This window comes from Catenulispora rubra (genome assembly GCF_015356825.1).
Classification (GTDB): Bacteria; Actinomycetota; Actinomycetes; order Streptomycetales; family Catenulisporaceae; genus Catenulispora; species Catenulispora rubra.
This window is the reverse complement of sequence record NZ_JAACYW010000302.1, coordinates 1-13,750: the sequence shown is the minus strand read 5'-3', so window position 1 is coordinate 13,750 and position 13,750 is coordinate 1. Positions and strand designations below refer to the sequence as shown.

At 71.7% G+C, this 13,750-nt stretch carries 10 protein-coding genes; 8 read left to right on the top strand and 2 right to left on the bottom strand.

Features of this window, described 5'->3' with window-relative positions:
* Window positions 1-403: 403 nt before the first annotated feature.
* The 7 genes from GWK61_RS60180 to GWK61_RS45340 all read left to right on the top strand — a co-directional run bounded on the left by GWK61_RS60180 (window position 404) and on the right by GWK61_RS45340 (window position 10,318).
* Complete coding sequence (locus GWK61_RS60180; RefSeq protein ID WP_194918881.1) at window positions 404-3,133, top strand: ATP-binding protein; 2,730 nt, start codon at window positions 404-406, stop codon at window positions 3,131-3,133.
* Between the two features lie 178 nt (window positions 3,134-3,311).
* Window positions 3,312-6,056 (top strand): helix-turn-helix transcriptional regulator, encoded by a 2,745-nt coding sequence (locus GWK61_RS45365; protein WP_228564015.1) that lies wholly within the window; start codon window positions 3,312-3,314, stop codon window positions 6,054-6,056.
* Between the two features lie 151 nt (window positions 6,057-6,207).
* Window positions 6,208-7,005, top strand: a complete 798-nt coding sequence (locus tag GWK61_RS45360; RefSeq protein ID WP_194918876.1) for an alpha/beta hydrolase — start codon at window positions 6,208-6,210, stop codon at window positions 7,003-7,005.
* Window positions 7,006-7,068: 63 nt separating this feature from the next.
* The gene (locus tag GWK61_RS45355; protein ID WP_194918874.1) at window positions 7,069-7,857 is read left to right on the top strand and encodes an oxidoreductase; all 789 of its coding nucleotides are present in this window, start codon (window positions 7,069-7,071) and stop codon (window positions 7,855-7,857) included.
* Window positions 7,858-7,885: 28 nt separating this feature from the next.
* Window positions 7,886-8,917, top strand: coding sequence for an alpha/beta fold hydrolase (locus GWK61_RS45350; RefSeq protein ID WP_194918872.1), 1,032 nt, complete (start codon window positions 7,886-7,888; stop codon window positions 8,915-8,917).
* On the top strand, window positions 8,917-9,396 hold the full coding sequence (locus GWK61_RS45345; RefSeq protein WP_194918870.1) for a cupin domain-containing protein: 480 nt from the start codon (window positions 8,917-8,919) through the stop codon (window positions 9,394-9,396). The genes GWK61_RS45350 and GWK61_RS45345 overlap by 1 nt, the downstream gene beginning before the upstream one ends.
* A 43-nt stretch (window positions 9,397-9,439) precedes the next feature.
* On the top strand, window positions 9,440-10,318 hold the full coding sequence (locus tag GWK61_RS45340) for an alpha/beta fold hydrolase (RefSeq protein WP_194918868.1): 879 nt from the start codon (window positions 9,440-9,442) through the stop codon (window positions 10,316-10,318).
* Window positions 10,319-10,335: 17 nt separating this feature from the next.
* On the opposite strand, the gene GWK61_RS45335 is transcribed toward GWK61_RS45340, so the two are convergent.
* Window positions 10,336-10,866: an ankyrin repeat domain-containing protein gene (locus GWK61_RS45335; protein WP_194918866.1), complete on the bottom strand. Its 531-nt coding sequence runs from the start codon at window positions 10,864-10,866 to the stop codon at window positions 10,336-10,338.
* Window positions 10,867-10,911: 45 nt separating this feature from the next.
* Here GWK61_RS45335 and GWK61_RS45330 point away from each other — a divergent pair, with 45 nt between their 5' ends.
* A complete protein-coding gene (locus GWK61_RS45330) occupies window positions 10,912-11,598 on the top strand; it encodes a cell wall-binding repeat-containing protein (protein WP_194918863.1) in 687 nt (228 codons plus the stop codon).
* Window positions 11,599-11,868: 270 nt separating this feature from the next.
* Here the strand turns inward: GWK61_RS45330 and GWK61_RS45325 are convergent.
* Window positions 11,869-13,750: serine/threonine-protein kinase (locus tag GWK61_RS45325; protein WP_194918861.1), on the bottom strand; the 1,882-nt coding region annotated here is incomplete at its 5' end.

Here is a 13,750-nt window from a genome sequence, read left to right as displayed (position 1 = left end):
CCCGCCACCAGCACCACCACCAGCACCCACACATAGAGCAGGAGGCCTATCAGTCGCCCAGGACCCCGTCGAACCGTCCGCTGGCCCGACAGCATCTGCGGAAACCGCCGCGCTCTACCCTCTACTCCTCGAGAAAGGTCAGCAGCGCCTCGTTGACCTCATCTGGGTGCCTGCAGTCAGGCGGTCGGCGTACGGGAACCTCGAAAGGTTCTCCCTTCGGCGGATCGGCGGATCGGCGGATCGGCGGACCGGCAGAAGCCGGCGCAGTCAGGTTCGCATCCCTCGCGAAGCGCTCGCACCGCGAGAGCACCCCAGCCGATCGGCGTGATCTTCCCGCGGGAAGCGCAGTACCTTTGACTTCCAGGCACGCCGGTCCGGCGGACCCGGTCGAAGGGGAGGGCGCGTGGAGCTCATCGGCCGGGGCGAACAGCTCGGACTGCTGCGCGGCATGCTGGCTGATACCAGACACCGGGGGAGCGCGGTGCTGGTCCGTGGTGCGCCGGGCATCGGGAAGTCGGCGCTTTTGGCCGAAGCCGCCGTCGCCGCCGAGGAACTGGGATTCCGGGTGCTGCGGACGGTCGGCGTCGAAGTCGAGAACGGCCTTCCGTACGCGGGCCTTCAGCAGCTGCTGCGTCCGCTCATCGCGGAGATGGCGCACCTGGCCGCGCCGCAGCGCTCTGCTTTGCAGGCCGCGCTCGGGCGGGAGGAGGCCAAGGTGCCGGACGTCTTCCTGGTCGGCCTGGCGACCCTCGACCTCATCGCCGAGGCCGCGGCTGTCGCGCCGATTCTGGTGCTGGCCGACGACGTGCACTGGCTCGACGACGCCACCGTCAGCACCCTGGCTTTCGTGGCGCGGCGGGTGGCGGCCGAGCCGGTGATGATGGTGGGTGCCGCGCGGGACGGCTACGGAGCGCAGCTGAACCCGGACGAACTCACCACACTGGCCCTCGAACCGCTGCCGGATGACGAGGCGGCCGAGCTGCTCTCCGCCGCGGGTCCGGACCTGTCACCGGCGGCGCGCCTGCGCGTGCTCAGCGAGGCGGCCGGCAACCCCCTGGCGTTGACCGAACTGTCGCGCGCCGTCGCAGTCACCGCCGACCCGCACGACGCACGCCTGCCGCTCACCGAGCGGCTCGAGCGCGCGTTCACCGGCCGTCTCAGGACCCTGCCGCCGAACACCGAGAGCCTGCTCCAGGTCGCAGCCCTCGACGAGGGCTCGTCCCTGTCGGAGATCTTCGGCGCGACGCTGCTGCTCACCGGAGCCGCCGCCGGGCCCGCCGATCTCGAACCGGCCCTCCGGGCCCAGCTGATCACCGTGGTGGGCTCCGAGCTGCGGTTCGGGCATCCGCTGATGCGCTCGGCGATCCGACAGGTCATGCCGGCCGCCCGGCGCCAGGCCGCGCACGAGGCGCTCGCGAAGGTGCTGGACGGCCAGCCGGACCGCCGCGTGCGGCACCTGGCCGCCGCGCTGACCGTCCCGGACGAAACCGTCGCCGCCGCCCTGCAGGACGCCGCCGACCGTGCCGTCCGTCGCGGCGCGATCTCAGCCGCGGTCACCGCCCTGGAGCAAGCCGCCGCGCTCAGCGAGAACCCCGGGCACCGCGCCGAACGCCTGCTGCGCGCCGCCGACTTCGCGGTGGAACTCGGCCGGCCGCAGACGGTGGACCGGCTGCTGGAGCAAGCGGTGACCGGGCCGCTGTCGTCACGGCAGCACGCGACCGCGGTGTGGCTCCGAGACAGCTTCGACGAAGGACTGCGCGGACACTCATCCGGCGCCACATCGCTGACGGCACTGGCCCTGGAAGTGGCCGCGGACGATCCGATGCTGGCCCTGCGGATCCTGTGGAGCGCGGCGCAGTCGTGCTTCTGGTCCGACCCGGGAACGGAAGGACGTCGAAGGGTTCTGGAAGCCGTCGAGCAGTTGGAACTGGACGAACTCGATCCGTGGCGCCTGGCCATCTGCGCCTACGCCGCCCCGATCGAGCGCGGCGCGTTCGTCCTGGACCGGGCGCGCCGAGTGGCGCCCGGGCAGGGCGACGACGGCCGCGCCTATCGGATGCTCAGCACCGCGATGCTGCTCGTCGGCGGGTTCGACCTGGCGCGCGCCTTCGCGGCGGTCGGCAGCGCGCAGCTGCGCTCCCAGGGCCGGCTCGGCCTGCTCGCCCGGACGGTCGGCGCGGACGCGTGGAGCGCGCTCGTCGTCGGAGACCTCGGCGCGGCGATCTCGGCGACCGAGGAGTCCCGCCGTCTCGCGCGCGAGACGGGGCAGACGATGATGTACGCGCTGATGACGGCGACCGCGGCGAAGCTCGCCGCACTGCGCGGCGAGGAGGAGGAGTCACAGCGCCTGGCCGACGAGGCCGAGCGGATCGGCCTGCCGGTCGGCGCGCGTCCGGTGCTCGCGACCGCCGTCGCGGCGCGCGGCCTGGCCGCGCTGGGCGCGGGCAAGTTCGAGGAGGCCTTCGGCCACTTGCGCAGGCTGCACGATCCTGCCGATCCCGCCTATCAGATCGCACTGCGGCTGACCACCGTCGGTGACCTCGTCGACGCGGCGACGCACTGCGGCCGCGCCGTAGACGTCACGCCGATCGTGGCGGATCTGGAGACGGTGGCGGCCGTGACCCCGGCCCCGGTACTGCACGCGGACCTGCGCCTGGCCCGCGCGCTGCTGGCCGACGACGGTGCCGCCGGGGCCCTGTTCGAGGCCGCGCTCCGTGCCGATCTCGCCGCGTGGCCGCTGATCAGGGCACGAACCCACCTGGCCTACGGGGAGTGGCTGCGGCGCCGGCGCCGCAGCGTGGACTCCCGAGAACACCTGCGCACCGCCCGCGACATGTTCGACGCGCTCGGCGCCATCCCCTGGGGCGAGAAGGCCCGCCGCGAGCTGCGCGCGGCCGGCGAGACCAGCCGCCGCCGGGACCCGGACGCCCGCGACCGGCTGACGCCCCACGAACTGCAGATCGTCCAGCTGGCGGCCGAAGGCCTCACCAACCGCGAGATCGGACAAAGGCTGTACCTGTCGCACCGCACGGTCAGCTCGCACCTGCATCGCATCTTCCCCAAACTCGGTGTCGTCTCCCGCGCCGAACTGCGAACCGTGGTCGGCGCCCCGGCGATGAACACCGCGACGTGACGCTCGTCCGCCTGCCGTCAACACCGTCACGTGACGCTCGCTCGCCTGTTTGAACACCGTCACGTGACGCTCGCGCCTACCGCCACGCGCGACCTAGCGTCTGCTGCGTAGCAACGTCGCGGAGAGGGGGACGGATCCCATGGTGTGGCGGCCTGTCCAGCCCACTTCCGAGCGGCCGATGGTCGGTCGACACGCTGAACGCGAGGAGATAGGCCGGCTGCTGGAAGCGGTGCGCGAAGGCCTGAGCGGAGTCCTGGTCCTGACCGGCGAGCCCGGGGTCGGCAAGACCCGGTTGTTGGAATACGCGGCCGAGGCGGCGGTGGCGGCCGGCGATGTCTCCGTCGTCCGGCTGGTCGGTGTGGAATCGGAGACCCGGCTGGCCTACGGCGCGCTCCACCGCCTGCTCCGCCCCTTCCTGACCAGACTCAGCGTTCTGCCACAGCGCCAGCGCGACGCGCTGAACGGGGCGTTCGGCGTCGCCGAGGCGGTGCCCTCCGACCGCTACCTGGTCGGGCTGGCGGCGTTGACGCTCCTGGCCGACGTCGCCTCCGAGCGGCCGATGCTGTGCCTCGTCGACGATGTGCACTGGCTGGACCGGGAGTCGGCCGAGACGCTCGCGTTCGTCGCCCGCCGGCTGCACGCGGACGCGCTGGGCCTGGTCTTCGCCGCCCGCGACGGCGCCGCACAGCTCGTTCTGCTCGAAGCCCTCACGACCGTGCCCGTCGAAGGGCTGCCCGCCGAGGAGGCGGGGACCCTGCTCGCCTCCGCCGTCGACGGGTTCCTGAACCAGGCGGTCACCGACCAGATCGTCGCCGGGACCGGCGGCAATCCGCTGGCCCTGCTGGAACTCGCCGGGCATCTGGGCGCCGAGCAGCTGGCCGGCGTGGCCCCGCTGCCGGAGCCGCTGCCGGTGAACTCGATGCTGGAGTGGCACTTCCAGCGGTCGGTCATGGCCCTGCCCGACGACACCCGCAGCCTGCTGCTGCTGGTGGCCACGACGCCCGCCGACGACCGGGCGACGCTGTGGCGGGCCGCGGGTGCCCTCGGGCTGTCGTTCCGAGCTGCCCTGCCGGCGGTGGCCGCAGGGGTCTTGGACCATGCCAGGACCGTCGAGTTCCGGCACCCCTTGATCCGTTCCGCCGTCTATTCGGCGGCATCTTCCGCCGAGCGCCGGAGGGTACACGCGGTACTCGCGTCCACGAGCGCGCCCGACCGCCGCGCCTGGCATCGCGCGGAAGCAACCGACGGCACCGACGACGAGGTGGCCGCGCACCTGGAGGCCGCCTCTGAGCGACCCCGATCTAGAGGCGGGTATTCCGAGCAGGCGGTGTTCCTGTCCCGCGCCGCCGAACTCACCACGGACCCCGCCCGACGCGCCGAACGCTTCCTGAACGCGGCGGCCGCCAGCCTCACCTCCGGCGACGCGACGGCGACGCAGGCCCTGCTCGACCTCGCCACCCCCGATCTCACCGGCTCGGCGCGCGCCCGGGCGACGCGGATCCGGGCGTCGGTGGAGATGCTTCACATCCGCGTCGCCACCGTGCCGGCTCTGCTCCTGGACGCGGTGGCCGAACTCGGCGACGCCGAGCCCGCGATGAGCTGGGAGCTGCTGCACGAGGCGACGCACGCGGCGCTGGTGGGCGGAAGCCTGCTCGTCGGCACGACCCTCAAGCAGGTCGCCGAGGCGACCGTCGGCGCCCGGCGCGATCCGGCCCCGCCGTCCTGGAGCCCGGATCCCCTGATGCTGGGGCTGGCGCGCCTCATCGCCGTCGGTCACCCGGTGGGTGTCCCGGCCATTCGCGACGCGCTGCGGCGGCTGTGCGACTCCGCTGAGCTCAGGGAGCTGAACAGTCCCTTCAGCGTGATGGTCACCATGGCCGCCGACGAACTGTGGGACATCGAAGCCAAACGCGAGATCGTCGGGCGGCTCGCGGCCGTCGACCGGAGCGCGGGCGCACTCTACGGGCTCACCCTCGCACTGATCGTTCTCGCGACCACCGAGATGTCCGAGGGCCGGTTCGCCGCGGCCGAGGCCTACTACGCGGAGGCGGACGACTACTCCACCGCGACCGGCTATGCCGGCGGCGGGGAGATGAACAGGATACTGCTGTACGCCTGGACGGGTCAGGAGCACAAACTGCGCGCCGCGACCGGCGTCATGCGTGATCTGGCCAAGAGCTGCGGGCTGGGATCCCAGAACCGGCTCGCCGCCCACGCACTGGCAGTCTTCGACATCGGCCGCAGCCGTCATCGGGAGGCGCTCGGCCACCTGCTGCCCCCGTTTGTCGAAGACACCCTTCCGTACTGCAACTTCCTGCTGCCCCTCGTCGTCGAGGCCGGTGTCCGGGCCGGCGATCGGGCCGTGGCGGCGGTGGCCCTGGAACGTATGGAGGAGCGCGCGACGCTGGCCGGAACACCGTGGGCACTGGGGTCGCTGGCCCGCTGCCGAGCCCTGATGGCCGAGGGCGACGACGCCGAGGAGTCCTACCAGGAGTCGATCGATCTGCTCGGAAAGGCTCCGGTGGCGGTGGAGCTCGCCTGGTCGCGTCTGCTCTTCGGGGAGTGGCTGCGCCGCCGCAGGCGCCGCTCCGAGGCGCGAGTCCAGCTGCGCGCCGCCTACGAGTCCTTCGAAACCTGGGGTGCGGCGCCGTTCGCCGAGCGAGCCCGGGCCGAACTGCTCGCCACCGGCGAGAAGGCCCGCAAGCGCACCGTCGAGACCCGGCTGGACCTCACTCCGCAGGAACAGCGGGTCGCGTCGCTGGCCGCGTCCGGCCTGACCAACACCGAGATCGCGTCCCGGCTGTTCGTCACGACCTCGACCGTCGAGTTCCATCTCAACAAGGTGTTCCGCAAGCTGGACATCTCCTCACGGAGGCAGATCGCGTCCGTGCTGGGCGAGACAGGACTCGAATCCACCGCATGAGGCCGCCGCCTGACGCCTCGACCACCCGGGGTGCAAGCCGCACTCTCTGTCAGGACTGGGGTCCGTCCCCAGTACGAAGGCCGCCACCCGCGTGTTGAGCTGGTCCAGCACCGACCATCCGCCCCGGGACCAGCCGCATCGAGAGGTCGCCATGACGACACCGACCCCCGTCATCTTCATCCACGGACTGTGGTTGCACGCCACGTCCTGGGAGCCCTGGATCGACCTGTTCCAGCAGGAGGGGTACGCCCCCTCCGCGCCCGGCTGGCCGGGCGACCCCGACACCGTCGAGGAGGCCCGCGCCAACCCCGAGAGCATCGCCGACCACGGCATCGACGACGTCGTCGAGCACTACGCGGCGATCATCGGGGAACTGCCGGTCCTGCCCATCCTGGTCGGCCACTCCTTCGGCGGCATGATCGCCCAGAAGCTGCTCGGCCAGAACCTGGCCGCGGCCGCCGTGGCGATCGACGCCGCGCAGATCAAGGGCGTGCTCCCGCTGCCGTTGTCCGCGCTGCGCGCGACGCTGCCGGTGTTCAAGAACCCCGGCAACAAACACAAGGCGGTCTCCCTCACCGCCGAGCAGTTCCGCTTCGCGTTCGGGAACGCCGTCTCCCCGGAGGAGTCGAACACGCTGTACGAGCAGTGGTCGATCCCCGCGCCCGGCAAGCCGCTGTTCGAGGCCGCCGCCGCCAACTTCAACCCGCACTCGCCGGCCAAGGTGGACACCGCCAACGAGATGCGGGGGCCGCTGCTGCTGATGACCGGCGGCAAGGACCACACCGTGCCCGAGGCCGTCACCCGGGCCACGCTCAAGCAGTACCGGCACTCGGAGGCGGTCACCGACATCACCGACTTCCCCGACCGGGGGCACTCGCTGACCATCGACAGCGGCTGGCGCGAGGTCGCCGACACGGCGCTGCGGTGGCTGCGGCAGCAGGGCCTGTGAGCGGAAGGCGATGTGGGGAGAAGGCGCTGTGAGGAGAAGGCCCTGTGAGCGGAAGGCCCTGACATGGACATGCATCTGACCGGCAAGACCGCGATCGTCACCGGCGCCAGCCGCGGCATCGGACTGGCCGTCACCCGGGCGCTGGTCGCCGAAGGCGCGCGGGTGGTCGCCGGCGCGCGGGAGATCACCCCTGAACTGAAGGCGCTCGCGGCCGGCGGCGAGGTCCTGGCGGTCGAGGCGGACCTCGCCGCGCCGGACGGCCCGGCCCTGCTCGTCGCCGCGGCCGTCCGTGCCCACGGCGGCCTGGACATCCTGGTCAACAACGTCGGAGCGGTCCATCCGCGGACGGACGGCTTCCTGGCGGTGACCGACGAGGACTGGGACGCGACGCTGGCGGTCAACTTCCTGGCCGCCGTGCGCACCACGCGGGCCGCGCTTCCCCACCTGCTGGAGCGCCGCGCGGGAGCCGTCGTCACCGTGAGCTCGGTCAACGCCTTCCTGCCCGACCCGCTCGTCATCGACTACAGCGCAGCCAAGGCCGCGCTGTCCAACTTCTGCAAGTCGCTGTCCAAGCAGGTCGGGCCGCGCGGGATCCGGGTCAACACCGTCAGTCCCGGACCGGTCAGCACCGGGTTGTGGCTGGCCGACGACGGTGTCGCGGCCAAGGTCGCGCAGGCCACCGGCGCCACCGCCCGGGACGTCGCCGCGCAGGCCGCGGGCGACGCCCCGACGGGCCGCTTCACGCACCCCGAGGAGGTCGCGGACCTCGTCCTGTTCCTGGCGAGCGACCGCGCCGCCAACATCACCGGGTCCGACTTCGTCATCGACGGCGGCCTGGTCAGCACCCTGTAAGGCACGTCTCCCACCTTTGGAGTCCCCTGTGCGACACCTCCATGCCGTTTTCCGGGCCGTCTTCCGGCCCGGCGCCATGCTCGCCTTCGCGGTGGCCTCGGCCATCGGGCTCGCGGCCGTCACGGTCAGCCCCGGGGCGGCACACGCCACGACGGCGTCATCTGCCACTGCCACTGCCACCGCCGCTTCCGCCGAGCAGATGCCGGCCGGGTTCAGCGAGCACAAGACCAAGGTCGGTGCGATCGGCATCGACTACGTGATCGGCGGTCACGGACCGACTCTCGTTCTGCTGCACGGATATCCGCAGACCTGGTACGAGTGGCGGGAGGTCCTGCCGACGCTCGCGCAGCACTACACCGTCATCGCCCCCGACCTTCCCGGCGCGGGCCGCAGCGACGCCCCGGCCACCGGCTACGACAAGAAGGACCTCGCGGCTGACATCCACGGTCTGCTCGCCGAGATCGGGCACGACAAGGACATCCGGCTGGTCGGCCACGACATCGGCACGATGGTGGCCTACTCCTACGCCGCCGCCTATCCGCGGGACGTCGCCAAGCTCGTGCTCAGCGAGGCGCCGATCCCGGACCCGAGCATCTACACGTTCGCGTCGCTGACCGCCGACGGCCCCGGTGCCTGGCACTTCGGGTTCTTCGCGCTCACCAACGGCCTGCCCGAACAGCTCATCAGCGGCCGGGAGGAGCTGTGGACGGGCAAGTTCATCGACGACCTCGAAGTCGTCAAGGGCGCCGTCACGGCGAACGACATCGCGGTGTTCTCCGGCTATCTGAAGGACCCGGCGCACCTGGAGGCGAGCTTCCAGTGGTTCCGCGCTCTGCCGCAGGACATGGCCAACGACGCCGTGTACCAGAAGACCAAGCTCACCATGCCGGTGCTGGCGATCGGGGCGTCGGGGAGCCTCGGCAGCTTCGTGCCCGATCAGGTTCGCAAGTACGCCGAGCACGTCACCGGCGTCGTCGTGCCGGACTCCGGCCACTGGATGTACGAGGAACACCCCGCCGAGATGGCCCACATCCTGCTCGACTTCCTGGGGAGGAAATGATGATCCAGCCGTTCCCCGACGACACGTTCCCCGGTGCCGAGTCGGAGCCGTTCTGGTTCCTCGGCGGACGGGCCCGGATCCTGGTGCCCGACAGCCGGACCGGCGGAACGCTGAGCGTCATGGAGTTCCTCGACACGGCCGGCCACGCGCCGCCGCGGCACATCCACGAGGATGAGGACGAGATCTGGTTCGTGCTGGACGGCGAGGTCTCCTTCTTCGTCGCCGACCAGCGGCAGGACCTGCACGCCGGGCAGATCGCGCACGGGCCGCGCGGCGTGCCGCACAGCTACTTGGTGCGTTCGGAGAGCGCACGCCTGGCCGTGGTCTTCGGCCCGTCGCGCGTGGAGCAGTGGTTCAGCGCCAACGGCACTCCGGCCACCCGGCTTGATGAGGCTCCTGCCGCTTTCGATATCGGGAGCATCCTCGCCTCCGCAGACGACTTCCACGTCAAGGTCGCCGGTCCGCCGCCGACCGCCTGATCCCGCGCTCGTCCGAGAACTGCTACACGAGAAGGGCCTGTCCATGCCTCAAAACCCGTACCCGGAGCGTAAGTACTCTGCGACCCGCAAGCGCGCGACGATCCCGGCTGTGCTCGCCGCAGTGGTCCTTGCCGTACCGGCCGTCGCCGCGGCCTCGGCGGCGCCGTCGCAGGCACCCGCTGTTGCCGCTGCGTCGACGCACCACGGGCCCAAGCCCACCGTCGTCCTCGTCCACGGCGCCTTCGCCGACTCCTCCAGCTGGAACGGGGTCATCACTCGTCTGGAACACGACGGCTATCCGGTGATCGCCGCGGCCAACCCGCTGCGCGGCCTCGACAACGACGCGGCCTACGTCTCCAGCATCCTGAGCACCATCCCGGGGCCGGTCATCCTGGTCGGTCACTCCTACGGCGGCGAGGTCATCACCGACGCCGCCGTCGGCCACGCGAACGTCAAAGCCCTGGTCTACATCGCCGCCTTCGCTCCGGACCAGGGCGAGAGCGCGTTGCAGCTGACCGGGATGAACCCCGGCAGCCAGCTCGGCGCGGCGCTGGTCGTCCGGCCGTACACGGACGCCGGCGGAGGCGGCGCGGACGGCTACGTCGACGAGACGAAGTTCCACGCCGTGTTCGCCGCGGACCTTCCGGCGGCGACAGCCGATCTGATGGCGGCCGAACAGCGTCCGGTGGCGCTGGCCGCCCTCCAGGGTGCCAGCGGCGCCCCGGCCTGGAAGACCATCCCGTCGTGGTACCTGGTCGCCGGAGCCGACCAGGCGATCCCGGCCGCGACCGAGAAGTACATGGCCAAGCGCGCGGGCTCCCACACGGTCGTCATCCCCGGCGCCTCGCACGCGGTCATGGTCTCGCACCCCGACCAGACCGAGGACCTGATCGTGCGGGCTGCCAGGGCCACCGGCTGGTGACGGGTAAGCACAAGCCCTTACGAACCCTCATCCCCCTCGACCGGTACGCCATGAGCGCGCAGCCACTGATGCACGGCGTCGTGCTGCGCCAGGCCCGCCGCGTTCAGTCCGCCCGCCGGCAGGATGTTGAAGTAGGCCTGGAAGGTGTCGCCGTGGCTGTTGCGCAGAGTGGGATCCGCGCCTTCCTGGAGTAGTTGCAGGATGCACTGGGTCTTGTGGACTTCTGCGGACACGTGCAGGGGAGTGTTGCCCACCCGGTCGGGTCGGTTCGGGTCGGCGTGGTGCGCGAGCAGCAGGTCGAACGCGTCGTCCGTGGCGTTCATCAGCGCGGCGTCCAGGGGTGGCGCCTGCGTGGTCCCGTTGGGGGCGTTCGGGTCGGCGCCGTGCTCCAGCAGAAGCCTGAGATAGCTCGGGTCGTCGACCTTGGCGGCCAGGTGCAGCACCGTGTCCCCGCCGATGCCCGGCTGGGACGGATCGGCGCCCGCGTCGAGCAGGGTGGTCAGGGCGCGCTTGCTCTGCTGTAGCAAGGCCCATTCCAGCAAGGTCACGTCATCCTTGCCCGTCACGCTGAGGCTGGCGCCCCCGGCGACCAGTTGACGCAGATCAACGGTCTCGGGTACCAGGTGCGCCGGCTCGCCGGGCCCGATCGGTATGCCACCGCTGCTGCGATCGCCGGTGCGATCACCCAAGCCCCGGATCGGATCCTGGTCGCCACCGGCAACAACTTCCCGGATGCCCTGGCCGCCGGGGCGGCTGCGGCCTCCACGCCCCAGACCGTGGTGTTGCTCTCGAATGACAGGGTGCTGCCTTCGGCGACCGCCGCGTATCTGGCATCCCACGTCGGCCCGTTCACGCAGCTGGTCGGGATCGGGGACCAGGGGGTCGCCGCGCTGCGGTCCCGGTTCCCGGCCGACAAGGTGCAGTCCGTAGCCGGCGCCGATCGGTTCGCGACCGCCGCCGCTGTCGCCCAAACCTTCTTCACCGCAGGGAACGCACCACACGTCGTGGGACTTGCGACCGGTTCCAACTGGCCGGACGCACTGGCCGGGGGAGCGCTGGTCGGCGCCAGTGCCGGTCCGCTGCTGCTGTCGGCGAACTCGACGATCCCCGGGCCGGAGGCGGACTACGCGCGTACCGAGGCCGGCGCGATCAACCAGGTGGTGGTGAACGGCGACACCGGAGTCGTACCGGCCGCCGCGGCGGCGAGCCTGGCGAACATGGTGGGCGCGGCCGGGCAGTCGAACTTCTTCGACAACCGGAGCGCACCGGTGCTGCCGTAGTCGACGCGTCCGCCGGCCGGCAGCGGCGATCGGCATCACGGGAGGCGCCGCCGCGTGGCTGGGCACGACCGGCGGCCCCGGGGCGGCGGCCCCGTCCTTGCAGGCCTACGTGCGCCGCGATGTACACGGCGTCCTCCGAAGAGGCCGCCAAACTGCGGACCTGGCTGCACGGAGACGGCCCGGTGCGAGGCGGAGGCCGAGGAACTGTATCGGCAGGCCAGTGCAGCAGGCGTCGTCCCGGACTCTTGGGACGCTGAATCGGTCCGTCGATCAGATCCCAGCAGGGAACTCCACCGCCGCGACCCGGAACGTTGTCGCGAAGACGACCGCCCGGGCCGCTCCGATCCGCACGAGGGCGGCGGCGAGGATCGGCTCGTTCGGCGGCGGTAGCTCGGCCAGCAGTTCGCGGGTGCTCACGTCCCACAGCCGGATGCTCTGGCCGTGGACGTGCGTCACCGTCGGCTGCCCCGCGGAGTCGTCGAGGAGCGCGATGCCTTGCCCGGGCAGGGCATCGCCGCCGGTGAGTGGCAAGCGCGCCAGCTCCTCGCCGGTGGCGGGACGGTAGATGCCGATGCTGGCCGCGCTGGTGGCGGCGACGAGGGATCCGGACTGCGATACCGCCACGCCGGTGACGACGTGACGGTCATCGAACGTGTACAGCGTCCGGCAGGACTCGGCGTTCCAGGCGACGGCTTTGGCGCCGGAGGCGCGGGCGTCGCCGTGCCAGCCGATGACGACGGAGCCGGCGGCGGAGGCCAGCCGCGTCGGTTGGAAGCCGCCGGGCAGCTTGCGCCACTCGCCGTTGCCGACGCGGGCGACTGGTGTGATGCCGGGTCCTGTTACCGCGATGCCGAGACGGCCGGACGTGCGGAAGACGGTGCCGGCCGTGAAGCGCTCGATCCGGCGGGGCAGCGGGCTCAACGCGGTGGGGCTCACCGCGTTGTTCACCAGATCAGCGATGGTCAGGACCTGGCGGTCCTGGGCGCGGTCCACGGTCAGGGCGGCGGTGAAGGAGGTCAGTCCCGGACCGAGCGTCAGCATGGCGTCGTCCCGGGTCGGCACCAACTCGAGCAGCCGGCTGTTGCGGTCCGCGGCGGGCGGGACGTGGAGCGTCGCCTGCGACCAGGAGCCGTACAGGTCGTCCTTGCCCTGGAGGTAGACCGCGACTGACGGCTCGCCGCGACCGGCGACCGGGATCAGCCAGGCGCGTTCGATCCTTTGCCCTGGCCCGCACGCGAACAACGGGTGGAGTGCCGGCGGGTTGCCCGACGCAGACAGCCCTGAGTGCGGCACTGGCGGCACTGGTGGCACTGGTGGCACCTGTGTTGCGACGGCCGTTTCCGGTACGGCCTGGCGTGCGGCCTCGACCGGCGAAGGGGCTGACCCCGCGGCGGCGGATCGAAGCATCTCGGCGGCCTCGGCGGCATCGGGCCGCTTCGCAGGGTCCTTGTCCAGCAGCCGGTCCAGCAGCGGGGCCAGCGGTCCGGCGTTGGCCGCGGGCTCGGGGGCCTTCATGAGGATCGCGGTGTAGAGGGCCGTGAGCGTCGGCGCGTCGAACGGCTGCCGCCCTTCGACCAGCGTGTACAGCATCGCGCCGAGCGACCACATGTCGACGGCGGCGGTGGCCTCCTGGCCTTCGAGCAATTCGGGCGCCATGTAGTGCGGCGTGCCGAGCGTCATGCCGGTACGCGTCAGATGGGTGGCGGACTCCAGAACGCGGGCGATCCCGAAGTCGGCGATGACCACGCGCGACCCGGCGAGCAGCACGTTCTCCGGCTTGAGATCGCGGTGGACGATGCCGGCGTCGTGCGCGTGCCGGAGCGCGTCGGCGACGACCGCTCCGATCTCGGCGGCCCGGCGCCACGGCAACGCGCCGTGGTCGGCGATCTCCCCGGCCAGCGATCCCCCGGGGACGAGCTCCATGACGATCCACGGGACACCGCCGTCCTGCACGACGTCGTGCACGGTGATGACGCCGTGGTGCCGCAGCCGGGCGGCGACCCGCGCCTCCCGGACAGCCCGCTCGACGAGCTCAGCCCGTTCGTCGGCCGCGATGCCGTCCGGAATCGTCAGTTCCTTGACGGCGACCACCCGGTCGAGGTTGGCGTCGTAGCCGCGCCACACCCGCCCCATCCCGCCCTGGCCGATCAGA